The 25,480-nt window shown below is 41.4% G+C and carries 25 protein-coding genes; 15 read left to right on the top strand and 10 right to left on the bottom strand.

Going from position 1 to position 25,480, the window contains the following annotated elements:
- Positions 1-371: 371 nt before the first annotated feature.
- The 5 genes from PESP_RS17540 to PESP_RS17520 all read left to right on the top strand — a co-directional run bounded on the left by PESP_RS17540 (position 372) and on the right by PESP_RS17520 (position 6,629).
- Complete coding sequence (locus PESP_RS17540) at positions 372-608, top strand: hypothetical protein (protein ID WP_089349323.1); 237 nt, start codon at positions 372-374, stop codon at positions 606-608.
- A gap of 135 nt (positions 609-743) precedes the next feature.
- Positions 744-980: a hypothetical protein gene (locus PESP_RS17535; RefSeq protein ID WP_004588266.1), complete on the top strand. Its 237-nt coding sequence runs from the start codon at positions 744-746 to the stop codon at positions 978-980.
- 77 nt (positions 981-1,057) lie between these two features.
- Positions 1,058-2,305 carry an exonuclease SbcCD subunit D gene (locus PESP_RS17530; protein ID WP_089349322.1) on the top strand — a complete coding sequence of 416 codons (1,248 nt, stop codon included), beginning with the start codon at positions 1,058-1,060 and terminating at the stop codon, positions 2,303-2,305.
- Positions 2,302-5,952: an AAA family ATPase gene (locus PESP_RS17525; RefSeq protein WP_089349321.1), complete on the top strand. Its 3,651-nt coding sequence runs from the start codon at positions 2,302-2,304 to the stop codon at positions 5,950-5,952. The genes PESP_RS17530 and PESP_RS17525 overlap by 4 nt, the downstream gene beginning before the upstream one ends.
- A gap of 20 nt (positions 5,953-5,972) precedes the next feature.
- Complete coding sequence (locus tag PESP_RS17520; protein WP_089349320.1) at positions 5,973-6,629, top strand: class I SAM-dependent methyltransferase; 657 nt, start codon at positions 5,973-5,975, stop codon at positions 6,627-6,629.
- Position 6,630: 1 nt separating this feature from the next.
- Here the strand turns inward: PESP_RS17520 and PESP_RS20525 are convergent, their stop codons facing one another.
- Positions 6,631-6,801 carry a hypothetical protein gene (locus PESP_RS20525; RefSeq protein ID WP_164504452.1) on the bottom strand — a complete coding sequence of 57 codons (171 nt, stop codon included), beginning with the start codon at positions 6,799-6,801 and terminating at the stop codon, positions 6,631-6,633.
- A 98-nt stretch (positions 6,802-6,899) separates the two neighbouring features.
- The gene (locus PESP_RS17515) at positions 6,900-7,505 is read right to left on the bottom strand and encodes a short chain dehydrogenase (protein ID WP_089349319.1); all 606 of its coding nucleotides are present in this window, start codon (positions 7,503-7,505) and stop codon (positions 6,900-6,902) included.
- Between the two features lie 144 nt (positions 7,506-7,649).
- On the opposite strand from PESP_RS17515, the gene PESP_RS17510 reads away from it, so the two are divergent.
- Together PESP_RS17510 and PESP_RS17505 are read left to right on the top strand one after the other, a co-directional pair.
- Positions 7,650-8,531, top strand: coding sequence for a LysR family transcriptional regulator (locus tag PESP_RS17510; RefSeq protein WP_089349318.1), 882 nt, complete (start codon positions 7,650-7,652; stop codon positions 8,529-8,531).
- Positions 8,532-8,652: 121 nt separating this feature from the next.
- Positions 8,653-9,099, top strand: a complete 447-nt coding sequence (locus PESP_RS17505) for a hypothetical protein (RefSeq protein ID WP_089349317.1) — start codon at positions 8,653-8,655, stop codon at positions 9,097-9,099.
- Between the two features lie 98 nt (positions 9,100-9,197).
- Here PESP_RS17505 and PESP_RS17500 read toward each other — a convergent pair whose 3' ends face one another.
- Positions 9,198-9,734, bottom strand: a complete 537-nt coding sequence (locus tag PESP_RS17500) for a DUF6942 family protein (protein ID WP_089349316.1) — start codon at positions 9,732-9,734, stop codon at positions 9,198-9,200.
- Complete coding sequence (locus PESP_RS17495; protein ID WP_058405404.1) at positions 9,735-10,190, bottom strand: YaiI/YqxD family protein; 456 nt, start codon at positions 10,188-10,190, stop codon at positions 9,735-9,737.
- Between the two features lie 120 nt (positions 10,191-10,310).
- On the opposite strand from PESP_RS17495, the gene PESP_RS17490 reads away from it, so the two are divergent.
- Positions 10,311-10,832, top strand: coding sequence for a lipocalin family protein (locus PESP_RS17490; protein WP_089349315.1), 522 nt, complete (start codon positions 10,311-10,313; stop codon positions 10,830-10,832).
- Between the two features lie 207 nt (positions 10,833-11,039).
- Here PESP_RS17490 and PESP_RS17485 read toward each other — a convergent pair whose 3' ends face one another.
- The 3 genes from PESP_RS17485 to PESP_RS17475 are packed head-to-tail and all read right to left on the bottom strand — an operon-like array spanning position 11,040 to position 13,302.
- A complete protein-coding gene (locus PESP_RS17485) occupies positions 11,040-11,375 on the bottom strand; it encodes a DUF3325 domain-containing protein (RefSeq protein WP_089349314.1) in 336 nt (111 codons plus the stop codon).
- Positions 11,372-12,967, bottom strand: coding sequence for a PepSY-associated TM helix domain-containing protein (locus PESP_RS17480; protein ID WP_089349313.1), 1,596 nt, complete (start codon positions 12,965-12,967; stop codon positions 11,372-11,374). The genes PESP_RS17485 and PESP_RS17480 overlap by 4 nt, the downstream gene beginning before the upstream one ends.
- Entirely contained in the window at positions 12,964-13,302 is a 339-nt protein-coding gene (locus PESP_RS17475) for a hypothetical protein (RefSeq protein ID WP_089349312.1), read from the bottom strand. Before PESP_RS17475 ends, PESP_RS17480 begins: the two co-directional genes overlap by 4 nt.
- Positions 13,303-13,524: 222 nt before the next feature.
- On the opposite strand from PESP_RS17475, the gene PESP_RS17470 reads away from it, so the two are divergent.
- The 4 genes from PESP_RS17470 to PESP_RS17455 all read left to right on the top strand — a co-directional run bounded on the left by PESP_RS17470 (position 13,525) and on the right by PESP_RS17455 (position 17,917).
- Positions 13,525-13,881: a VOC family protein gene (locus PESP_RS17470; protein WP_089349311.1), complete on the top strand. Its 357-nt coding sequence runs from the start codon at positions 13,525-13,527 to the stop codon at positions 13,879-13,881.
- Between the two features lie 150 nt (positions 13,882-14,031).
- Entirely contained in the window at positions 14,032-14,622 is a 591-nt protein-coding gene (locus PESP_RS17465; RefSeq protein WP_089349310.1) for a uracil-DNA glycosylase family protein, read from the top strand.
- Positions 14,619-15,356 carry a phytanoyl-CoA dioxygenase family protein gene (locus PESP_RS17460; protein WP_089349309.1) on the top strand — a complete coding sequence of 246 codons (738 nt, stop codon included), beginning with the start codon at positions 14,619-14,621 and terminating at the stop codon, positions 15,354-15,356. The genes PESP_RS17465 and PESP_RS17460 overlap by 4 nt, the downstream gene beginning before the upstream one ends.
- A 176-nt stretch (positions 15,357-15,532) precedes the next feature.
- Positions 15,533-17,917 (top strand): TonB-dependent receptor, encoded by a 2,385-nt coding sequence (locus PESP_RS17455; RefSeq protein ID WP_089349308.1) that lies wholly within the window; start codon positions 15,533-15,535, stop codon positions 17,915-17,917.
- Here the strand turns inward: PESP_RS17455 and PESP_RS17450 are convergent.
- Positions 17,901-18,830 carry a LysR family transcriptional regulator gene (locus PESP_RS17450; protein WP_089349307.1) on the bottom strand — a complete coding sequence of 310 codons (930 nt, stop codon included), beginning with the start codon at positions 18,828-18,830 and terminating at the stop codon, positions 17,901-17,903. The two genes, PESP_RS17455 and PESP_RS17450, sit on opposite strands and share 17 nt — an antisense overlap.
- A 90-nt stretch (positions 18,831-18,920) precedes the next feature.
- On the opposite strand from PESP_RS17450, the gene PESP_RS17445 reads away from it, so the two are divergent.
- The 3 genes from PESP_RS17445 (at position 18,921) to PESP_RS17435 (ending at position 22,702) form a co-directional block, all read left to right on the top strand.
- Positions 18,921-19,727 carry a class II aldolase/adducin family protein gene (locus tag PESP_RS17445; RefSeq protein WP_089349306.1) on the top strand — a complete coding sequence of 269 codons (807 nt, stop codon included), beginning with the start codon at positions 18,921-18,923 and terminating at the stop codon, positions 19,725-19,727.
- A 127-nt stretch (positions 19,728-19,854) separates the two neighbouring features.
- Positions 19,855-21,840, top strand: a complete 1,986-nt coding sequence (locus PESP_RS17440; RefSeq protein WP_089349305.1) for an AMP-binding protein — start codon at positions 19,855-19,857, stop codon at positions 21,838-21,840.
- A 1-nt stretch (position 21,841) separates the two neighbouring features.
- Entirely contained in the window at positions 21,842-22,702 is an 861-nt protein-coding gene (locus tag PESP_RS17435; RefSeq protein WP_089349304.1) for a bile acid:sodium symporter family protein, read from the top strand.
- A gap of 254 nt (positions 22,703-22,956) precedes the next feature.
- On the opposite strand, the gene PESP_RS17430 is transcribed toward PESP_RS17435, so the two are convergent.
- On the bottom strand, positions 22,957-24,555 hold the full coding sequence (locus PESP_RS17430) for an ABC-F family ATPase (RefSeq protein WP_089349303.1): 1,599 nt from the start codon (positions 24,553-24,555) through the stop codon (positions 22,957-22,959).
- Positions 24,556-24,723: 168 nt separating this feature from the next.
- On the bottom strand, positions 24,724-25,473 hold the full coding sequence (locus PESP_RS17425) for a transporter substrate-binding domain-containing protein (RefSeq protein WP_245852293.1): 750 nt from the start codon (positions 25,471-25,473) through the stop codon (positions 24,724-24,726).
- Positions 25,474-25,480: the final 7 nt, after the last annotated feature.

Genomic DNA, 25,480 nt, shown 5'->3' with positions numbered 1-25,480 from the left:
CGTACTTTGACAAAGTTAGCTATTTTGTTCAATTAATTAGCGACCAAACGCCCATTAAACAAGGTAATATTCACTTCGAATTAACATGTGTATTTTATAAGCTTTTAACAAGGCTTATAACTGTAAAGGGGGTTTACAATAAGCCTAAATAATTAGTGTTAAATTAGGTACGAACTGTTGTATTTAAGGGGTTCAGGCCTAATTCATACCATTAGCTTACAGTTAAAGTAAGTAATAAAGATGTGTTGATAATTTTAGATTAAATTCTACAGCGTTCTATTACTTTAAAGCGCAGCAATTAAACCAATTGCAGTACTTTAAATAAGGTGTAAAACGCAAAAGCCAACACGTCCTAACTTAAGGGGCACGGTATGAAATTTTACATAGTAAAAAAAGATCATCAGCTCGAAGCAATTCCTGCTGAAAAAGCATTACTTGAACGCTACGAAGCAGACCAATATTCGTACGTAAATGTTGTATCCGCATGTACAAAGCAAGATGCGCTAAAACGCCTACCTACTGAACAAAAACACAGTAAAAAGTGGTTTATAATTGGCGCAAATATTGCCGTGATTTCACTATTATTAACTATTTATACGATAAATTAAAAATAGTGTAATTTTAGGTTGATATTTAGTGCATTTTATATTTAAAATCGCCCACTTTTTTTATTTGAGCAAAATAAATTCGTCACATTTATTCTCAAATATGTACTTATTACCAGTTAGCAATGCGGTGGGTGTATGGATTTTTATATCCTAAAAAAACAACAAGAGCTTATAGCCATTCCAGCAAATCAGCAAAGTTGTAAGCAGTATCTTGACTCAGGCTACTTTTATATAGATAAAGTAGCTGCCTGTAACGAAACCAATGCCATTAAAGCATTGCAAGCAAAGCAAACTAAAAGTTTAAAAATGCCTTTGGGCATGGCTTTGTTAGCGCTTCCTGTAATTATTATTGCTATATATAGTTTTACTTAAGGTAAAGCCCGCCCGAGGCTTGCATCTTTACCTGCCTTGGGTATATTGGCGCTCTTATGGTTTTTTAAGAGCGCGACATGAAAGTTCTCCACACCTCAGATTGGCACCTTGGCCAACAATTTTATGAACATGACCGCCGTGAAGAGCACACTGCTTTTTTTACATGGCTACTTACAACACTAAAAGAGCAACAAATAGACTTACTGCTTGTTGCTGGCGACATTTACCATACCGCCACGCCAAGTGCCAGCGCCGAAAACCAACTTTATCAATTTATAAAAGACGCTAAAAAATGCTGCCCACAATTACATGTGGTTATTATTGCCGGTAACCACGACTCTGCTAATCGTATATTGGCGGCTCAGCCTTTACTTGCACAATTTGACACACACGTAGTGGGCCGGTTTGATATAAACACGCCTAGCAACACAGTTATTGAACTAAACATTAATAATAAGCGCGCTGTAGTCGTTGCTATGCCTTTTTTACGCTCAAGCGATATAAGTTCACTAAGCCAAACAAAAAACGGCCCTAGCTACGCACAAGGCGTTGCAAATGCATATGAGCTTGCCTTAGATCATGCTTATAAAATAAATGAGCAAAACTCACCGCTTATAGTAATGGGCCACTTGCACGCTAAAGGCGGCGATATATCAAGTGATTCAGAGCGTAACTTAGTAATAGGTGGGGAAGAGTCTATTTCAGCCAATGTATTTGGCAATAAAGCCAATTATGTAGCTCTGGGGCATTTACACAAAGCCCAGCAAGTTGCTAAAAACGAGACTATTCGCTACAGCGGCACGCCTATTCCTATGTCGTTTTCAGAGCGTAATTACACTCATCAAGTTAATGTTATAGAATTTAAAAGCGATGAAAAACAAACCATTAGCACAACTGTAAACCCCCTTTACATTCCGCGCTCAGCCGACGTTATTATTTTACCTAAAGGGGAGTGTGTACCGCTGAGTGATTTATGTGAGCAAATAAAAAACTTCGATACAGCGCAAAATACCGTAGCACCCTATTTACGCGTAAAGCTTAAATCAAGCGATACCGACACTACATTCAGAGAGCAAATTGAGCTTGCACTTGAAGGCAAAAATGTAAAATTTTGCGGTATCGAACGCGTACGCGAACAAACAACTCAAACCAACAACGACCCCGTATTTGAAGATTTAAGCGAAATAGAAATGCTCAACCCACAAAATTTATTAGAGCAAGCTTTTGCAAACGATAAAGACATGGCAGGGCAAAGTGTACCCGATGAACTAAAAGCCCTTTTAAACAACGTAATAAGCGAACTGACGGAGCAAGAACAACTATGAAAATAACCGCAGTACGCATACATAACTTAGCATCTATTGTTGACGCCGAAATTGACTTTACACAAGCCCCACTAAAAGATGCAGGTTTATTTGCTATAACCGGCGACACCGGTGCAGGTAAAAGCACCTTTTTAGATGCCATTTGTTTAGCGCTTTACACAAAAACAGCGCGGCTAAAAGGCGATAAAGGCAACCTGATTGACTTTAATGGCGACAGCATAAAATTAAACGATGCGCGTAACTTATTGCGCCGAGGAAAGTGGGAAGGCTTCGCAGAAGTTGACTTTGTAGGGCAAGACAAACAGCTTTACCGCGCGCGATATTCAATCCAGCGCACCCATAAAAAAGTAACGGGTAAATTAAAAGTAGCCGAACATACATTAGTTACCTTGCCCGATGAAACCCTCATAGCCGACAAAAGCCAAACCATAAAAGAAATAGAAACCAAAATAGGTTTAAGCTTTGAGCAATTCTCCCGTGCGGTATTATTAGCGCAGCACGAGTTTGCGGCATTTTTAAAAGCCACAGGCGATGAACGCGCGCAATTATTACAATGCCTTACGGGCACCGATAAATTTAGCCTTATTGGTAAGCGTATATTTGAGCGCAACAAAGAACTAAAAGATGAGTTTGATTTACTACAAGCAAGCCTTGCAAGCTATACCTTATTAAGTGAAGATGAATTAGCAGTAAAGCACGCCACGCTTAATGAGCTAAAACTGCAAATAGAAGACACTAAAAAAGCACTAATAAGCACAGAGCAAAACCTAAACTGGTATAAGCAAGCCAGTACACTTGAGCAAGCTCTTGAAGAAGCCACAAAAAATCAGCAGCATGCAAACAACGAACTTGCAGCAATTGCACAGCAAAGTGAGCAAGCAAAACAAGCACAAAGCGCGCTAGAAATAAAAGATAACCGCAAGCGACATGGGTATTTAACGGCGCAAAATAACGACCTTAATACACAAATAAGTGACTTAAAAAACATTGACCATGCAGCGCTTATAGAAAAGCAGGCCGCAACACTTAAAACAAAGCAAAGCGAATTAACAACAGCGCAAGAGCAAAAGCAATCTGCTGAGCCTATTATTGCAAAAGCACGCGAGCTCGACAGCCAGCTTGCTATACACGCACAAAGCATTACTAGCCTTACTCAGCAACGCGACAAAGAGCAACAGCAATTAAGTGATTTACACGCGCAACATAAGCAAAGCCAAACCGCGCTTGATGAAGCAACTAAGCTAAACACGCAGCATCAGCAATGGCTTGCTGAGCATACACAGCTTAAACAGCTAGCCAATGATTGGAACTACTACCAACATAGCTTTAATCAGTATCTAAGTGCTAATGAGCAACTTAATGTAGCAGCAACTCAAAACCAGGCGTTACTAGCAGAGCAAACCAAACAGGCTGAGCTTTTAACAGCGCAAAATAAAAAGGTAGAGCAGCAAGAGCAGCAACTAAGCCATGATCAAAAAAACCTAAACGAGCTGAACGAGCAACAACGCCAATTTAATATTGAGCAATGCGACAGCGAGCTTAAAAATATTGATTACTTAAAAGAGCAGCGAATACGCTACACACAATTTACCCAAGAGCTTAAGCAAAGCACGCAAGCGCAAAATAACATTGCAGCTAAACTTAGCCAAAGTGAGCAACAGCAGCAGTCGCTTTTACAAAACCTAGCAGCGTGCGAGCAAGCACTTAAACATAACGAATACGCGCTAAACCAAGCTCGCCTGCGTGCCAGCGAAAACGTAGAGCATTTGCGCGCACAGCTTAACCCTAACGAGCCCTGCGTAGTGTGCGGTGCAACCGAGCACCCCTATGCTACTAACCAAAACCCGCAATTAAACAACTTAATAGCCGATTTTGAAGCCAGCTATACTAATGCTAAAAAGCAGCACGATAGTGCCCAAACGCAGTTACACACGCATCAAACACAGCATGCCGTACTCGTTAACGAACACGCTCAGCATAGCCAAACCATTCAAACGCTCAATGCTAAACGAAGCGAAATGAAAACCACCATGGAGGCTGCGCGTACTCACTTAAATGCCCTTACATCAGAACAGCTTGATGAAACCTATAAACAGCTTAATGAGCAAAAAGCGCAGTATTTTGAATCGCAAAAACAGCAAAATGCCCTGCAAGCAAAAGTAAACCAGCAACAAAGCTCACTAAAAGCAGAGCAACAAACACAACAACAATTGCATAATTTAAATAGTGAATTAATCAATAAACTAAGCCAAATAAATACAAAACATACTGAGCTAACGTCGCAAATTAGTGAGCTAACTACAGCGCTTAATGCGCAATTTGAACACAGCAACTTTTGGCAGCAACTACAAGCCGGCTCGCTTAACCTAAGCGATTTAAACCAGCAGGTTGAGCAGTATCAGCAAACACATGCGCAACTTGAGCAAAGCCAAAAACAAATAGACACTGCTAATCAGCAATTGAAGCAACTTACGCCGCTAATTTCTAAAAGTGAGAGTGCACTTAAAACACTAAAAGAGGATTTAGCCAGTGCTCAGCAGCTACGAAATACAACACAAAGTGAGCGCCTTGCGTTATTTAGTAACGAACAAATAAGCGCAAACGACTATCAAGCAAAAATTAATGCCCAGCTTGAGCAATGCCATACACAGTTAAACGCAAGCCAGCAAGCTTACGATAGCGCTGTTAAAAAACGAGATGAGCATGCAATTGAGCTTAAAAACGCAGAGCTTCGCTTAGCCGAGCAAAGCACAGAGCTTGCAACCCTTGATGCGCGTTATAAGCAGTGGTTTAGTGACTTTAAAGCTCAGTACAGTGAGGCAACGCATGAGCAGATCACAATTTTACTAACGTTAAGTAGTGAGCAAATTAAAGCCCATTTAACCCAGTTTGAGCAGCTTTCAGCAGCACTTTTAGATGCAAATGCTGCGCTTAAACAGCAACAAAGTGCGCATACAGATCACCAAAATACTAACAAGCCATCACAAAGCCACACTGAACTTAGCGAGCAATTAGCGGCATTAAATACAAAGCAAACTGAGCAGCAAAATAGTTTACTTATCACTAATACCGCCATAGAACAGCATAACCAAAATGCCAAAGCGCTTGAAGGCAAACAAGCGCAGCTAGCTGTACTTAAAAAGCAGGTAGAGCAATGGCATTTATTAAATAAAGTATTAGGCGATGCAACCGGTAAAACCATGCGTAACTTAGCCCAAACACAAACGTTAAAAATATTACTGCATTATGCTAACAGCCATTTAAAAACCCTTAATAAACGCTACGAGCTAACAGCTATTGCGCAGTCGCTCGATATTGCCATTATTGACCGCGACATGGCCGACGAACAACGCTCGGTTAATACGCTCTCTGGTGGTGAGTCATTTTTAGTCTCACTGGCACTGGCGTTAGGGCTTGCATCGCTTTCGTCAAACAAAGTGCAAATCAACTCTTTGTTTATTGACGAAGGGTTTGGTACGTTAGATAGCGAAACACTCAGCGTTGCTATGGACGCGCTCGATTCATTACAAGCACAAGGCCGCAAAGTAGGGGTTATATCGCATGTGAGCGAAATGAGCGAACGTGTAGCCACGCAAGTACATGTAAGTAAACAAAGTGGTGGATACTCCACTGTTGAAGTTTTATAAGCTGATTAAAGGAGTTAAAAATGCCAACATTTACAGGCGAGCAAGCAACCCATTACAACAGCCGCATAACGCGTTTAGTACCTGGTTATGAGCTATTGCACCAACTTACAAATGCACAACTTAAAGCAACCCTTAACGATAACGCGCATATTTTAGTTGTGGGCGCAGGCACAGGCAGAGAAATACTCGCCCTTGCCGCGCTTAACCCTACTTGGCAATTTACCGCGCAAGATACCTCAAGTGATATGCTTGCAATTGCTAAACAAGAGTTTGAAGAGCACGGCATAGCAAAGCGCGTTAACGTTATTGAAGGCGAACTAGATAAACTCTCTACCAAGGCCGATGCCGCACTATGCCTACTCGTTATGCACTTTTTAGAAGACGACGGCAGCAAAAAGCAGCTACTTAAAAACATTAAAGCTAATTTAAATAAGAGCGCACACTTATATATTAGCGATTTAATGAAACCCGAAACCGACTTTGAGCGCGAAGCGCAAATTACTGTGTGTGCCGATTTAGGCCTAAGTGATGCAGGGCAAGCCTATACAGCTCAAAACTTAGAAAGTGAATTTTATCCACTTGATAGAATGCGCTTTAGCGAGTTACTTAACGAGTGTAAATACGGCATTCCTAAGCTTTACTTTAAAGCGCTTGGTTTTAGCGGGTACGTTGTTTAACTTACCTTGAAGGATGCGGCCTGCACCATTTAACCGTATGTTTATGGCGCGGTATGGTTTTACATTCTTTATTAGAATCGGCACCTGGCTCGCTAACATATTGCGAGCTTGGCGCTACATTGGCACAGCCTGCGGCCAATAATATCGCAAATACGGGTATTAATTTTTTCATTTCATCACCTATTAAAATCTGTATTTAAGCGCTTTGCAGTTACTGTTAATGCAAAGCACTTATTAGTTTGCCAATTGCATCACCAATTTGGCGGGTAGTTATGCATCTACAAAAATAACTTCGCCAGTAATAAAGCCATCAACCGAGCGCTCAAACGCTTGACCTACAAGCTTGCTTGGTACAGGTTGAAAACCTGGCATCATTTCGCCATACACACCCCACGCTTCTTCAAGCACAGTAGGGTTAACCACATTAATGCGCGTGCCACGCGGCATTTCTAGTGATACGCATTTTGCAAACGTATCTATTGCGCCGCTTGTTGTTGCATCGGCAATCGCAAAAGGAATCGGTTTAACGTTTAAAATACCGCTAATTAGCGTAAATGAGCCGACATCAGCAATGTACTTTTGACCAATACGTACAAGGTTAATTTGCCCCATCATTTTGCTCATAATGGTTGTCATCCACTGCTCTTCGCTCATATCAGCAAAGGTTTCGTATTCACATAAACCCACTGTATTTACTAGGGCATCAAAGTGGCCTACTTTTTCGTACAAAGCGGTAATTGACGCTTCACTCGTAATATCAACAATATGATCTACATCGCCCGAGCGACCCGCTGTAATTACTTTATGCTTAGATAAACCGGTTAATGCCGCTTGACCCATTTTGCCCAGTGCGCCTATTAAAATTACTGTTTTCATTGTTTGCTCCAATCATTCAATTTAGTGTGTAGGAGCATAGTAAGGGGACAGTTCAACAATTAGAAACAACCCTTTCATGTAAGTGATACAAAAATAAATGGTAATGTGATACGTTAATCATGCTTAAACAACAAAGGCATTGGTATGAGTAAGTTAGACAGGCTAGATATAAAACAGCTACGTATTTTTCAAGCGCTCATTCGCGAAAAAAACGCATCAAAAGCGGCCAGTAAATTGGGTTTAACCCAGCAAGCAGTGAGTGAGCAACTAAAAAAGCTACGTGATGTATTTAACGACCAGCTGTTTTTAAGAAAAACCACCGGCTTTGTACCCACGCCTTATGCAGAGGAGTTGTCGGTAGATATAGACAAACTGCTAAACGACTTTCAGGCATTATTAGCGCCTAAAATATTTGACCCAAAAACGGTTGATGGTGCGTTTGTAATAGCCGCTACCGACTACGCACAACAAGTTGTTTTGCCAGCGCTTGTAAAAGAGCTAAGAGAGCAAGCGCCCAACTTAAAACTAATAATAAGAGACTTTGAACTCGACAGCCTGCACGATTTAATGGAAAACGGTAAAGTCGATTTAGCTATTGCCTTCCCCGACTACATCCCAAGTACTTATCCCATTATTAAGTTATTTGAAGAGCAACATATTTGCGTTACCTCAGCTAACTCATCAATAGCAGGTACACAACCCACCCTTGCACAAATAGCCAGCTACCCAAGCATTATTGCCTCGCCTTCGCGCCCAAATTTTAAAGGCTCTATTGACGATTGGTTTAAAAGCTTTGATTTAACGCGCAATGTTGTTGTGTCGGCCCCGTGTTTTTCTATTGTGCCTATGTACTTAGAAACCACCGACTCCATCGCGTTTTTACCCTCACGCGCGGTAAGTTCAGATCTGGTAAAAATAGAGCTACAACAGCTACCAGCCCCGTTTGATGTAATTGCCGCGTGGCACCCACGCTATAATAAAAACCCCTTGCATAAATGGGTGGTGTCAAAGTTGGTGGTTGAGTAAAATAATGTGTGTATTTCACTACACACGCTTACAACTTCTAACAGCTACAAACAAACTCCTCACATATTTTTTATGCTTTCATACTTACTATCTCCCTATTAAATATTTTTAGGGATTCAACATGAAAAAGTATCTTATAGCGGTATTACTACTCTCAGGCTGCGCATCACAAGGGGTCGATCGAAACAATCAAAACCAAATAGTTAAGCGTTACTACGCATCGGTAGAATCAATGCAACCTGTAACGCTTTCATCTGAAGTAGGCACAGGCATAGCAGCTGGCGCCGGGTTTGGCTTTGTAGATAGCTTAGATGGTAATAGCGAAGAAATGCTTGGCGGAGCAATAATTGGTGGGTTAGTGGGAGGCCTATTTACAGCACTATTTGAAGGCGGGAATGACGCCTATCAATATAATTTATACGCTGCCAACGAGGGCGAATTTACTGTAATTCAAAAGCAAAAGCTCGATAAAAACACGCAATGTGTAGCCGTAACTGCAGGCGATAAAGTAAAACTTGAGTCTGTTGATAAGCATTACTGCGAAAACAGCTCAAATATGCACAAATAAACTGGTATTGCTCTATATCAATATCAGTTTTTTGTAGGTCGGTTAAGCACAGCCCCACCCAACGGGTTAATATCAACATCACACATCTCGTTGTAGTATTACCTTTTTAATTGCGCAACTAGCTCGCTTAATCGAGCTATTTTAATATTACTTAGCTGCCTGTAATCAAAATACGGGCACACAATAATGTGGTTAGTTGTATCAATTGCAAACTCATCGTCTAGCCAATTAAATTGCGCTTTAAGCTTACCTTGTTGTAGTAAGTTTTTTGCATGCGTACGCCCAGCAATTATATGTAACTGGTTTTTATTAGTGCCGTTAATAATGGGCGCACTAAATAAAAGGGCTGTTTTACTGTTATTTTGCAGTAAAAATGTATCACGATACGCTTGCCAACTATCGGCTTGTTTAGCAAAGCTGTAATGCTCGCTCGGTAGTGCAAATAACACTTTAGCGTATACGTTAAACACCTTACGCCAACCATTTCCACAATGCTGATTTATGGTATTTATTTGCTCGTTTATTACAGGCTCAACACTTTGCAGGGTTTCAAAGTAGGGCATAGGCGGTGCTTTTTCGACATACACGGCTACATTAAAATTTTGTTCGCCTAGGCCAATAGCTTGCTCTGTCACTTACTTGGCCTTGTTTTGCGCTAAAATGCGGTCAAGGTTATTAGCAAAGTTTTGGCGGTCAGTTTGGCTAAGCGGTGGTGGCCCGCCACTCATTTCAACGCCGCTTGAGCGCATAGTATCCATAAAATCGCGCACGTTTAATAACGAGCGAATGTTTTCTGGCGTGTAAAGCTCGCCGCGCGGGTTAAGTGCTTGGCCGCCATTATCAATAACTTCGCTGGCAAGGGGTATGTCGCCCGTAATAACTAAATCACCTTTTTCTACACGTTTTACTATTTCGTCATCGGCAACATCAAACCCGCTCGAAACCTGCACGCGGCTAATAAACTTTGAAGGCGGAATGCGCATTGCATGGTTAGCCACTAAAATGGTTGGTGTTTGCGTGCGCTCTGCTGCTCTAAAAAGAATTTCTTTTATAACCACGGGGCACGCGTCGGCATCTACCCATATTTTCATGCTTTAATCTTTTAATTGCTCTAGTATTTAGCTGATCCTATAGCAATTTATTTTAATCGGCTAGCAAACTTTATTTGCTTAGAGCCGTACAAACAGCATCACATTTAAAAAGGAGCTTTCATGAAGGCCATTACGACTATTTTACTTATTACAGGGTTATTTTTACTCACTGCCTGCACAAGTGCACCTGAAGGTATTACCCCCGTTAAAAACTTTGACCTTGAGCAATACAAAGGTAAGTGGTACGAAATTGCCCGCCTAAATCACTCATTTGAAGAGGGTATGGAGCAAGTAACAGCCACTTACACAGTAAACGACGACGGCACAGTAAAGGTGCTTAACAAAGGGTATATCACTAAAGAGCAAAAGTGGGATGAAGCAGAAGGTTTAGCAAAGTTTGTAGAAGGCAGTGACACGGGCCATTTTAAAGTGTCGTTTTTTGGCCCATTTTATGGTGCTTACGTAATTTTTGAGCTCGACCAAGCCGATTACCAATACGCGTTTATAACCAGTTACAACCGCGACTTTTTATGGTTTTTATCGCGTACGCCAACAGTGAGCGACGAGCTTAAACAGCATTTTATAACTAAAGCTAAAAAACTAGGTTTTGCTACAGAACAAATAATTTGGGTTGAGCATTAGGATGTAAAGCCCCTTTACAGCTGTAATAAAAGGATCACCTTACTGTAAAGTAAGTTAAATATGTTGGCGCTATATTAGCTGCACTTGCAACGAGACATGCAAGTGTTGGACATACTGAATATCCCCCTTATTGTTGGCAAGCCTTATAGCTTGCCAATTTTTTTGCCTAAAATTTATAGTTACAGATCACAATTTTACTAACTAAAGCTAATTTAACGCTAAAAATAGCCCACTCACTGTAATTAATACCGCATTTAACACACTAAATAGTTTTACAAGCCCAGTTAGTAAATTATAAAAAATCGTTATAATTAAAACACTTAAACTCATAAACCCACAAAAAAGCAGTGCGCCATAGCCACTTTGTGTTTCTACACATATCGCTAAACTTAGTAAAATACTGATCCAAGCAATAGCTAAAAGCAGTGTGCGTTGTAATTCGGTAGGACGTTTTTTAAAAACATCTTTAAAGTGGTTAAATTTAGCCAGCGCAAAACCATTAAACGCGAACAAACACAGGCTAGAACTGAGTAAATCAATCATGCTTTTTGCCTTTTATTAGTGTTTGAACGACTACTTGAGGGTGTGTGTTTTGCTTTTGTAGCAGTACGTAATTTTTCGGTTTGTACTAAAAACAATATACTAAAGAGCAAAAATAGCGCATCAAATATAAATAACGCCCACTGTTTATGCATTAAATAACTAACAATATTGCCATTAGTTGTAAGCGCATTAACTACAGGTACGCTTAAACATGCCAGCGCATTAATAGCGGCCATTACCCGCCATTGCAGCTTATCGCGTTTAATTAAGGCAATAACACCCGCCACTAACCAAGCTAAAAAGAACGCTGTTACTTCTTTATCGTCGCGCCCAGAAAGGGTAGGGCTAAGTAACCTATTGGCAATAAAAAATGCGCAGGTTGCAAGCGGTAGGCCCATAATAGTCGCAAGGTTTAAACCTTCTACTAATTGTAAGCCAAACGATGCTTTACCTTTACTGCGCTCGCGTATACGTTTAGCCCACATTATGCAGCCAGTAGCTATCATCACACAGCCTGCAATACCGCCTAATACATACAACCAGCGTAAAAACGGTGTGGCAAAACGCCCTGTGTGCATAGAGTTAAGTGACTCGTAAAGCGCCTTGCTGTTAGTGAGCTCATCTGCCGATTGGTCAACAAGCTCGCCTGTGGCACCACTAAATAAAAGCCTTGGCGTTTGATCGCGCAACTGCTTACCTGGGTCTACCAAAACAGTAACCGTTGAGGCCGCCATATTAGGCTCGCTTACTCTAACACTGCGAATATCTGCATCTGGCCACTTAGTATAAACCTGATCCAAAATAGTGTTAATAGGCATCATTGCTGCGCTACCTTGCGCTTTATTAGTCACGTTATTACTAGGCGATACATCGTTAAAAAAGCCACGCATGCCATTGTCGTAGTTAGTTAGCGCAGGGTAGGGGAACAACATAAAAATAAGCGTAATAATACCTGTGTAGGTAATCATTAAATGAAACGGCAAAGCGAGTACCGAGCTTAAATTGTGCGCATCTAACCAGCTACGCACTCCTTTATTACGCCTAAAACTAAACATATCTTTAAAAATACGTTTATGAATTACCACGCCCGATATAATCGCAAGCAACATAAAAAAGCTGGCAAAACACACCACCCAGCGCCCTGTTATGGCATCTAAATAATAAAGCTGGTAATGCAGCCGATAAAAAAAGTTACCGCCTTTGGTTTCTACAAAAGGTGGCAGTTCTTGCATTGTGTTAGGGTTTATTTGAGTATTTACAAATCGACTACGACGCTGCCCTGGCTCTTTTGGTTTAGCATAGCCATACACCAAATAGGGAATGCGCTGCTCTGGTAGTGTTACTTGCCAACTGTTAGAGCCAGCACCATGGTGGCTTAAATAATCAAAGCCTTTAACAATTTGGATACGCTGCGCGGCCACTCTGTCGGTTTGCGCTTGCACATTATGAATTGCGGGCTGGTTCCACAGGTTTATTTCATCTCTAAAAAAGCTAACCGTACCTGCAAAAAAAATGACGTAAATAATCCAGCAAGTAAGTAAGCCTACCCAGGTGTGTAGCCAGGTCATCGACCTAAAAAAACTGTCTTTCATAGCCAATCCTTTAATACTGCAAGTATGCCAACAAACAGTCCTGTACTTAGTAAAATACTGATCCAAACAGTTTTGAGCGACTTAATAGCAAACGCATAAATAAACACAATCGCATAAATTAAAATACTAATAGACACGCAAAACAAAACCGCATCTTGTTTAGCAATTGGCAACACAACACTTAATAATGCAATACTCGCTGAGGTAAAAGCGTAGCCGCCCACAATGGCAATAAAAAACCGTAAAAACACTAATACCTTGTAACTACTAGCAATTTTTAATAATGCAGCAAGGTTAAACTTAGTAAAAGATGCACGATGCAACGGTGCCTGCATAGCTAACAAATCCTTTATTTAAACATGGAGGATAAAATGAAGGCGCTATTATATAGGGTTCAAATACAAAAGATAGCGATTCTCATTTGTATAATTAAGTAAATCTAAATTGAATTTTTAAAGCTTAGTAAAATACTGATCTGGGTAGTTTTAGCATTGTTGATTAGCCAATGGCTTAGGTTTAAAGTGATAACTACGGCCAACACAAAGAGCAAAATTATAATGAGCAACCACGAAAAACTAAATTATGTCGAGTTTCCAGCGTGCGATTTAACAGCCACAAAAAGCTTTTTTACTAACGTGTTTAATTGGCAATTTACTGACTACGGCCCAGAGTACACGGCGTTTAGCGGCCAAGGGCTTGATGGCGGCTTTTTTAATGCACCGCTTAAATCACTTACACAAAATGGGGCTGCTCTACTGGTTTTTTACAGTAACGATATTCACGCAACTTATAAAAAAGTAACGCAGTTTGGCGGTGAAATAGTAAAACCTATTTTTGAGTTTCCGGGTGGTTGCCGGTTTCATTTTACAGAGCCCAGTGGTAACGAATTTGCAGTTTGGTCTGAAAAACACTAAGTATTACAAGGGCTGCAGCGCTGTTTTAAACAGAGATCACGATTTTACCAACTACTGGCCGTTTTAATTAAAATAAACCGATTTTTTACCAACTCATTGGGTCAAAATGGCCATTTAGAATAAATATTGAGCATTTAAGGCCAAATAAACATGAATACCAGCCAATTAATAGAGCAAGTTAGTAAATGCGTGATCTGCGAACCTCATTTACCTTTGGGCGCTCGCCCAGTAATACAATTTAACCCTAACGCCCGCATTTTAATTGCAGGCCAAGCGCCTGGTATTAAAGTGCACCAAAGCGTTAAACCCTTTAACGATGCCAGCGGAAACCGCCTGCGCGAATGGCTTGGGCTAACACCTGATGAGTTTTATAACGCGAATAATATAGCTATTTTACCTATGGGCTTTTGCTATCCTGGTAAAGGTAAGTCGGGCGATTTACCACCTCGTAAAGAATGCGCGCCCGCATGGAGAGAGCAATTACTGGGCACTCTGCCAAATTTAGAACTAACAATAGTGCTTGGTAAATACGCGCAGGCGTATCATTTACCTCACACAAAAAATAGGCCTTTAACCGAGTTAGTAAAATCGTGGCGTATGTATTGGCCACAATATTTAGTGTTACCGCACCCAAGTCCACGCAATAATATTTGGCTTAAAAAGAACCCATGGTTTGAGCAAACAGTATTACCAGAGCTTGGCGTTCGTGTAGCTAAAATATTAAACAAAGAGCCACAATGAACAGTTACAAAACAAATGGTTATATGCTTGTAAAGGGGCTTTACAGCACCAAAGAGCTAAATAAAATTAAGCTCATAGTTAATGCCTTTCATACACAGTGGAAAGCTAATAACCGTGAGTTTTATATATCCCGTGCCATTAATAGCTCAGGCATAACAAATAGTGAGTATATAACGGCGCAGCAAAACGAAGCTTTATTTAGTTTAATAGCTGATAACAAATTAATTAAGCGTGTAAATCAGGCGATTAGTGAGCCACTGTTTTTAAACACTCAGTTATTTTTTAATCCCGTTAATGTTTCACAAAAAAATTATTGGCATCGCGATATGCAATACCATTTAAATACGCAAGAACAACAAGCCGCGTTAAATGGCCCAGACGTAGTGCACTGCCGGTTAGCCCTACAAGACGAGCTAGGTATTGAGCTTGTGCCCCAGTCGCATAAAAATTGGGATACCCCAGAGGAGCTAAGTGTACGTCTGGCAAAAAATAATAAACTGCCAAGCGATAACTTAACTACAGGTAAAAAAATTAAGCTAAATGCGGGCGACTTATTGCTGTTTTCAGCCAATATGATTCATCGAGGTTTATACGGTAAAAACCGCTTAGCACTAGATATTATTTTTTGCGAAAATGCACCACAGCTTACTGCTTTTATTAATGCAGCAAACACCCCAAGCTCAGCAATAGCAAATAAAACCGCTAATCCACAGGTATTTTTTAACCCGCTCTAACTCCTCACTAAACCCGCACTAACCCCCCATAAAAACTAAACTTTTTTAGCTCAACTATAAATATTACTAATAGTGCTCAATAAATAAACATCACTGTTATTTATTTTAAGACTCGTCAGTATGAAATAGACGCAAAAATATCCAATAAAAATAACCTTTATAATGGAGTTGCAGCTATGACAACTGAACACACACAGTCACACACACGTTTAAATCATGCTTTTTTAAAGCAAAAAGCACTTACTTTATTTACCCTAAGCGCACTCAGTGTGGGCATGGCACAAGCCGCCGAGAATAAAGTAAATAAAAGCGAGCTTGAAACCATCACCGTCACTTCGCAAAAGCGAGTGCAATCACTGCAAGATATTCCTACTTCTATTCAAGCGCTTTCGGGCGACTACCTCGAGCAAAACAGCGTTGACGATTTACTCAACCTAAGCGAAAACCTACCCAACGTACATATAACCGAAACCTCAAGCAGTAAGCGTATTTTTGTACGCGGTATTGGCTCGGGCACTAACTCAGGGTTTGAACAATCAGTTGCTATGGTCAAAGATGGCGTGTACTTAGGGCGCGGGCATCAGGCTAAATTTCCATTTTTAGATATGCAGCGCTTGGAGCTTGTTAAAGGCCCGCAGTCGGTTATGTTTGGTAAAAACGCAACGGCAGGCGCATTTAGTATGGTTTCAAACTCGCCAACCGATGTACTTGAGGGCAACGTATCGGCAGAGTTTGGATCAGATAACGAAAAGCGCTTTACAGGCGTTATAAACATTCCTATTAACGATGATTTAGCCATTCGTATTGCCGCGTTTGATCACTCGTTAGATGGCTTTTTATATAACCAAGCGCGGCAAAGCGATGAACAATCTAACGATTCATCTGGCGCGCGTTTGTCTGTAGATTGGCAAATAAACGATGATATAAAGGCATTATTTAAATGGGAACACGGTGAGTTTGAATCGCATGGCTCGCGCTATCAATATATTATTGATACACCCAACCGCGATTTACAAATAGCGAAAGACCCTACAAACCCAGGCAATGTAGGGTATCGCTCACTTTTATTAAGTGATAACTCAGGCCTTGATTATACAAGTTCAGTATCGGGCAATGGCCACCCAGGTGGTCTAAATGAGCAAAGTAAAACCACGCTTGATAATGCCTCATTACAGTTAACCTATAACCATGGCGAATACGAATTTACCTCTGTAACTACGTATAGCGAGTACGATTGGGACTCAACCTTTGATGCCGACTTTTCAGAAGTCCCGCTTATAAAACAAGATTACTTAGAAAACTATAACCAGTTTACGCAAGAGTTTAGAGTAAGCTCGCCAACAGGGCGCACGCTTGAATACGTAGCAGGCATTTTTTATATGAGCAGCGAGCTTGAGCACCCAAACAATATATTATTTGGCGCATCGTTACTTATTCCTGATTTAGTGGGCACATCACTGGGCGTAAATGCACTATTTGATCAAGACCAACAAAGCTACTCAGCATTTACAGCTCTTACGTGGAATGTAAACGCGCAATGGCGCGCTAATTTTGGCCTACGTTATCAAAAAGAAGAAAAAGAAATAAGCAGCGTACAAAGTGTATATAGCGTATTTGAGCCAAACACACCGCAAGCAGTACAACAATTTGCCAATGTGGCCGCACCCACTATTGCAGGGCAGCTCTCAGGTGCGGGTGTACATAACCTTGCTGCTAAGCGAGATGAGTCGCACTTATCACCCAATATTAGTGTGCAGTATTTAGGGTTTAACAACACCATGCTATTTGCAAGCGCTGGCATAGGTTACAAAGCCGGTGGCTTTGATGGCTCAGGGTTAAATGGCTCACAAGGTAATACGATTGATGAAAACTCAGGTTTTGAGTTTGAAGACGAAAAAGCCACAAACTTTGAATTTGGCATAAAAGCCGAGCCAATTAAAAATGTATTACAAGTAAACGCTACGCTGTTTTATACCCTGTACGATGACCTACAAGTATCTGAATTTAATGGTAATGCATTTGTAGTTAAAAATGCTGCCGAAACCAAAGTAAAAGGAGTTGAAGTAGACTCGCGCTGGGCAATAAATCAAAGCTGGCAGGTATCGGCAAATCTTGCTGTGCTTGATTTTGAATACGAGCAATACGCCAGTGCCTCACCAACGGTTATGCAAAGCGAGCTACTTGGGCAAGCGTTTCAAGATTTAACAGGAAAAACCGGCGCATTTGCTCCCGATTACTCAGGCAATATAGCAATTGATTACAATACAGAGGTGTTTTCAAACCTTACTTTAAGCAGTAATTTGGCGCTTAACTTTAGTGACGATTACTTTTTAGAGCAAGATCTTGACCCAATAGCCAAGCAAAGCGCATTTGAAAAGCTAAATTTACGCATAGAACTAGGCAGCAGTGAGGGAGATTGGTCGGTGTCGTTATTAGCTAAAAACCTAACCGATAAACAAACTTTTTCGCAGGCCAACGATGTGCCAGTAATTAGCTACGCACATCGTTTTTTATCAGAGCGTGGGCGCAGCTATCACGCACAGTTTAATTACCGCTTTTAAGCTTGTTAGTAGGGATAAGTTGCTGGGCCAAACCTAGCAGCTTTTCTCGCATCCAACTATTTACTAAATCGTTTTCGGCTTGTTCGTGCCAATACATGTGCACGGGCATTAACGGCACATCAAAGGGCAAACTAGTCACGTGCACGGGCATTTGCTCTTTTAATACTTGCGCGTACGAGTTTGGCATGGTCATTATCATATCGCTTTGGCTAATCACTTTAGTAGCCGCAAAATAGTGTTCACATTTAAGCACCACATTGCGTGCAAGTGCATGCTTTGCCAGCGCCATATCAATAATATCTACCTGCGCCCCTTTTAACGACACCAGCGCGTGCGACGCCTTTGCGTAATTTTGTACGGTTAAATCATTTAATATTGGGTGATCGTGCCTACAAATTAGCGAAAAGTGCTCATTACAAATAAAGGTGTTTTTTATGTGATTACTGGTAGGGGTAAGCACATCAATAACTATATCGAGCTCTTGGTTTTCGAGTGATTTTTCCATATCAACATGCGAAACCTGTCGGCTGTTAATTGTGATATTAGGGGTGTTTGTAAGTAAATCGCTCATTAGTGGCGGAAAAAATATCGATTCTAAAATATCTCTAAAGCCAAATTTAATTTCGCGCTTAAACGCGGCTATATCAAAAAGCCGCTCGTTGTTCATGGTGGCCTCTAATGCCTGCACCGACTCAATCACTTGCGCTATTATTTTTTGGCAAAAAGACGAGGGCACCATACGCCTACCGTGGCGAATAAATAAGGGGTCGTCAAACTTGTCTCTAAGGCGAGAAAGTGCATGGCTAACAGCCGGTTGTGTTAAGTGAAGTTTATCGGCTGCACTGGTAATACTGCCTTCTTGGTACACCGTTTTAAGTATTACAAACAGGTTTAAATCTATCTTTCCATGCATAGTATTTATGTTTAACCATTAATTAACATCACTTCTATTTATCATAAGCGAGACTAAACTAAAGTCAACAGAGTTTAATTTAGGATTATTATGAGCAATACACTAGAGCAGCAAGCCGCAAAAATGACCATAGGCAGCGACAAATTTAAACTTATTATGCCGCCTAAATTTAACACCCTAGAAGAACAACGCAGCTACGAAAAACAACGCCTAGCCGCGGGCTTTAGAGTATTTGCTATGTACGGCTTTGACGAAGGCCTTGCGGGGCACATAACGCTACGCGATTGCATAGAGCCCGATACTTTTTGGGTAAACCCCGTAGGCATGCACTTTGCGCATATTAAAGCGTCAGATCTGATTAGAGTTTGCCATAAAGGCAATATTATTGAAGGCAGCACACCGATTAATAATGCCGCGTTTGCTATTCATTCACGCATACATATGGCGCGCCCCGATGTAAACGCAGTAGCTCATGCGCATACACGTTATGGCCGTGCGTTTTCGGCATTAGGTGAGCTACTTAAACCTATTTCGCAAGACGCCTGCGTATTTTACGAAAACCACAGTGTATTTGATGTATTTAGCGGCGTAGTAGCCGACAGCGAAGAAGGCGATATGATAGCTAAATCACTGGCTGACAATTGCGCTGTTATTTTACAAAACCATGGCTTGCTAACTGCGGGTTCGTCGGTTGATGCCGCTGTTGCCAATTTTGTATTGCTAGATAGCTGTTGCCAAAGCCAGTTATTAGCGCAAGCCGCAGGCGAGCCTAAGCTTATCTCACACGAGGTAGCGCTACATACAAAGCAAGCAAATGGCTCAGAGCTGGTTACATGGGGGAATTTTCAGCCCATGTATCAAGTAGTTGCCGCTAAAGATAACAGCTTTTTAGATTAAAACACTGGTAATGGTTTAATTTTGATAGACTAAATTTTGCGCGGTTAATGCCCACACAACATAGCCGCGTTTAAATACCATGCACTCACACAAAACACACACATTATAAAAATACGTTGAGGGTTTTATGAATATAACAACAATTAAAAACCACGCCGATGTTGGCAATTTAAACCTTGCTGAAATATCACCAAAGCAACTTCCTCGCTCTACTTATCATGCCATTTTACAGTCGGCAAAAAACTTTGGTGATGCAACCGCTATTGAATACATTTTAGATGGCGACTGTATTAACCCAATGCAAATTCCGTTTGCAAAAAAGCTTATTCACCGCATTTTAATGACCTTTAAAGGTAAAAGCTTTGCAAATCCTCACCGTAAAATGAGCTACAAAGCGCTTGCCAATAACGTAACAGGGCTTGGTAATGCATTGCACTCGTTAGGCATAACAAAAACCGATGTAACCTCGCTGGTGTTACCTAACTTTCCTGAAACCTATGTATCGCTTTGGGCAGCAGAGGCCGCTGGCATTGCAAACCCAATAAACCCCTTGCTTGATGAGTCCATAATGAAAGAAATTATGATCTCTGCCAATACCAAAGTCATTATTGCTCTAGGCCCAGTACCCGGTAGCGATATTTGGCAAAAAGTATTAGCAATTAAAGAGCAAATTCCCGGCCTAAAAGCGGTTATTAGCTTATTTGGAGACGACATAGCGTGCTCGCAAAACAATAAAGTACCCGTGTATGGGTTTAAAAAGTTACTCGCGGCGCAAAATACTCAAGCAGCTAATTTTACTGTGCCTGAGCAAAGCGATGTGTGCGCGTATTTTCATACAGGGGGTACAACCGGCTTACCAAAACTTGCCAAGCATTTACACTTAAACCAGCTTACCAATGCAGGTCAGGTTAATTTACTTTCGCCGGTAAACGCAGGCGATACCATGCTAGTAGGTTTGCCCATATTTCATGTAAATGCGGCAGTGGCAACGGGCATTGCCTCAGTAATGAAAGGCTGTAAAATTTTACTCGCAAGCCCTTCAGGCTTTAGAGGTAAAAATATAATTCAAAACTTGCTCACCCTCATTAATAATTACGATGTAGCCGTTATGACCGCGGTACCCACAGTTTACGCTGCTATGGTTGAGCAAATTACGTCGCAAAAAATCACTGTACCACCGCTTAAAATGAAGTTTGCCATTTGTGGTGCTGCGCCGCTTTCATCAGACTTACAAGCCCTGTTTACTAAACTCACCAACACCCCACTGGTAGAAGGTTATGGCTCAACCGAAGGCAGCTCGGTAAGTACGTTAATGCCTGTAAATCCAATTAATAAAGAGGCGTCTGTAGGGCTGCCAATACCCGGCATTACACTTAAAATTGCCGATATAAACGAGCAAGGCACGCTTATAAAAATGTGCGATACGCGCGATGTTGGCGAAATAATAATAACTGGTAATAACGTATTCCCAGGTTATGTAGAAGATGCGCATAACCAAGGTGCATGGGTTGTTGATGAAAACGGCCAAAATTATTTTAGAACCGGCGATTTAGGAAAAATAGACGACAACGGTTATGTATCGTTATGTGGTAGGCAAAAAGAGCTAATAATACGCGGCGGGCATAATATAGACCCAAAAATGATTGAAGATGCCGCAACCAGCCACCCCGATGTAACACTTGCAGCCGCCGTGCCACGCCCCGACAGCTACGCAGGTGAAGTCCCCGTACTTTACGTAACGCTAAGCCCGCATAGCACACTTAGCCTTGATGAGCTCACCACGTATGTTAGTACCCACGTACCTGAGCGAGCTGCAATTCCTAAAGCTATTTATATAATTGACGAAATACCGCTAACTGCCGTAGGTAAAATTTATAAACCAGAACTGGTTTGCCTCGAAATAAAACAAACCATTACAGAGGCACTTAACGCGCATTTAAACAACAAAACCGTGCAAATAAATGTATTTGCTGATAAAAAGTTAGGCATAAAAGCCACAATTTTAGTTAAAGAAGATGAGTTAAACGCGCTGCAACAACATATAAAAACGCTGCTAACCCCGTACTCATTTAACTACGAAGTGCTGGCATTAAAAACAACAGAGGCCGCCTAATTTGAATGCATCATTTTTAACAGAAATCATACTCCCCCTCGCGCTTGCCCTAATTATGTTTGGTATGGGGCTTGGGCTTACTATTAGCGACTTTACGCGGCTTTTTAAAAAGCCCGTAGCAATTGCTATGGGCTTGGTGGGCCAAATTATTGCCATGCCACTACTGGCTTTAGGCTTATGTTATTTACTTAATTTACCCACGCCAATTGCAATAGGGTTAATGATTTTAGCCGCGTGCCCAGGCGGTACTATGTCAAACGTAGTGAGCCAGCTGGCAAAGGCTAATTTAGCGCTGTCGGTAAGCTTAACCGCGGCCTCAACCGCTATTAGCATTATTACCACACCGTTTATTATTGGCTTTGCCATGCACCAATTTGCCCCGCAAACTGATGCCAGTTTTTCTATATTAACCACATCACTTGGGCTATTTGTAATTACCTTAGTACCGGTAGCAATAGGCATAAGCCTGCGCCATTTTAAAAGCGAGTTTGCGATTAAAAGCGAGCCGTTTTTTAGGCGTTTTTCGTTATTTTTTATGCTCGCCATGATAGCCGCACTAGTAATAAAAGAACGCGCATTACTGGTAAGCTCGTTTAACGATGTATTTTGGGCGTGTATAGCGCTTAATATTGGCTCAATGATTATTGGTTTGCTCATAGCAAAACTTTCAAACCTTAACCTTACCGATTCGCTTACACTGGGTATTGAGGTAGGGATTCAAAACGCATCGCTGGCTATTTTAATTGCTATAAGCTTTTTAAATAAGCCCGAATACGCAGTAACAGGCGGCGTATATGGCCTAGCCATGTTTATAGGCCCACTGTTATTAATTGCAGGGTTAAAGTTTAAAAAAACACGCTAACACCCATCGCGCCAACAAGTTGTGCGCCTACAACCCAAACGCAACACATCACCTGTAGGCGCTGAGCTTGCTCGCGCGAGAAGCGAAGCTTCTAATTCCACTTAACATACACAAAATTTATGGGCTAACACCCATCGCGCCGACAAGTTGTGCGCCTACAACCCAAACGCAAGAAGCAATGCTTCTAAATACAATAATTAAAAACAAAAAAGGCGCTGTATCAGCGCCTTTTACGGTTTAAACACAAGCTAAGCTTATGCTTTTTTCTCTTCTATGCTTGCTAGGTATTCGTCAAACGTACCTTGAAAGTCAATTACTTGCTTGTCTTTAATATCAATAATACGTGTAGCAAGCGACGATACAAACTCGCGGTCGTGGCTTACAAAAATAAGCGTACCGGCAAAGTCTTTTAATGCATTGTTTAATGCTTCAATGGCTTCCATATCCATGTGGTTTGTTGGCTCGTCCATTACAAGTACGTTTACGTCTTGCATCATTAACTTACCAAACAACAAACGGTTTTTTTCACCACCTGAACAGTTACGCGCTTTTTTGTTTGAATCGTCTGCGGTAAACAATAAACGCCCTAACATGCCACGAACCATTAAATCGTTATGCTTAGCAGTACGCCATTGCGACATCCAATCAAACAAGCTTAAGTCGTTATCAAAATCTTTTGTGCTGTCTTGCGGGCAGTAACCAAAGGTCGCATTTTCAGACCATTTAATTTCGCCTTCATTACTTTTAAGCTCGTCTACTAAACAGCGTAAAAAGGTTGTTTTACCCACACCGTTTTCGCCAATTACCGCAAGCTTAGCGCCCGCTTCTAGTAAAAAATCGCCGCCGCTAAATAATGTTTCGCCATCAAAACCGTGGCCAAGTTTATTAACTTCAAGCGCTTGGCGGTACATTTTTTTGCCTTCGTCAAAACTAAGTGACGGGCTCATACGGCTTGAGGCTTTAACTTCATCAAGCTTAATTTTATCCATTTTTTTAGCGCGCGAACTCGCTTGTTTAGCCTTAGACGCGTTAGCACCAAAACGGTTAACAAAGTCTTGAAGCTCGTCAATCTCGGCGCTCTTTTTAGCGTTTTCGGCTAAAAGCTGCTCACGTTGCAGGCCGGCCGCTTCTAAAAACTTCTCGTAGTTACCTGGGTAAATACGCAGCTCGCCGTAATCAATATCGGCCATGTGTGTACATACCGAGTTTAAAAAGTGACGGTCATGAGAAATAATAATCATGGTGCATTTACGTTTGTTTAGCTCATTAGCCAGCCACGTAATGGTATGAATATCCAAGTTATTGGTAGGCTCATCGAGTAGCAGTATGTCTGGGTTTGCAAACAGTGCCTGCGCTAAAAGCACACGTAGTTTCCAACCTGGGGCAACGTTTGCCATTAAGCCATAATGAAATTCTTTTTCTATGCCTGCTTCTAGCAAAATTTCTTCTGCGCGGCTTTCGGCTGTGTACCCGTCCATTTCGGCAAAAACGCTTTCAAGGTCGGCTACTTTCATGCCGTCTTCTTCGCTCATTTCTGGTAATGAGTAAATACGGTCGCGCTCTTGCTTTACTTTCCAAAGCTCTACGTCGCCCATAATTACCGCATCAACAACGCTGTATTGCTCAAAGGCAAACTGGTCTTGGCTTAGGTTACCTACTTTTAACCCCGGCGTAATCGACACATTGCCCGAGCTTGGCACAAGCGCACCGCTTAAAATTTTCATAAAGGTCGACTTACCACAGCCGTTAGCACCAATTAAACCGTAACGGTTACCGTTACCAAATTTAGCTGAAATGTTTTCAAACAACGGCTCTGCGCCAAATTGCATAGTGATATTTGCGGTGGAGATCAAAAGAGTAGTCCTAGATTAATACTGACAGGGACGCACTGTAGCAACATCGCCACAAACAAGACCAAGCAATAGGGGGTAAATAAGCTGGCGAATTATACAGATCCCCCAAGGGGATTGAAAGGTAAAAGGCAACCAATTTGAAGGGCAGCGCACAAAGCGCGGTTTTAACTAAATAGCACCATAAATAGCTGCAATAGCGGCTTGGTTTTTTTTAATAAGTGCATTAACAGCGGCAACATCACTAACCGAAACCGACTTTTTACTCATCATAAAGTGCACACCGTTAACATTAACTGGCGGCACATTTTTAGCCTGCTCAACCGTTACGTACTTTTTTGCAAAGTACTGCGCAACAATAGAGTCGTCTATTACGTAGTCAACACGCTTTTTATTAAGCATACCAAAGCGTTTATTGGCATCGCCCGTAAGTACAACTTGCTCAGGGTATTGAGCACGTAATTGCTCAAATTGTTCACCAAAAAAGCTACCTCGGTTTACACCCGCGCTATAGCCTTTTTTAAACACAGCCGCTAACGAATCAACACTAGCAGCCGCAGTATGTTTATAAAGCAACATGGTTTCTTGGCGATAAGGCAAACTAAAGTGCGCATACCGAGCGCGCTGCTCCGTAAAGCTTGCTGCAAATGTAATGTCTATTCGGCCGTGTTTTAGTTCTTCTTGTACGCGTAACAAGCTAGGAAAATAATGCCACGATACACAAAAACTAGAATGCTCAAAAACGGTGTTTATAGTGTCTATTTCAATACCTACAAACTTATTACCTTGTTTAATAATATAAGGCGCCCAGTTAACCTCGTTTGTGCCCATACGTAAGGTTTTACTGCATGCCCATGCCGCTTGCTGAGCAAACAACAATGTAATTACACACAACAATATAGGTTTAAATACACTTTTCAAAACACTG

Source organism: Pseudoalteromonas espejiana DSM 9414 (assembly GCF_002221525.1).
GTDB classification, from domain to species: domain Bacteria; phylum Pseudomonadota; class Gammaproteobacteria; order Enterobacterales; family Alteromonadaceae; genus Pseudoalteromonas; species Pseudoalteromonas espejiana.
Note: the sequence above shows the minus strand (reverse complement) of the source record. Positions and strands in the feature narration are given on the sequence as shown.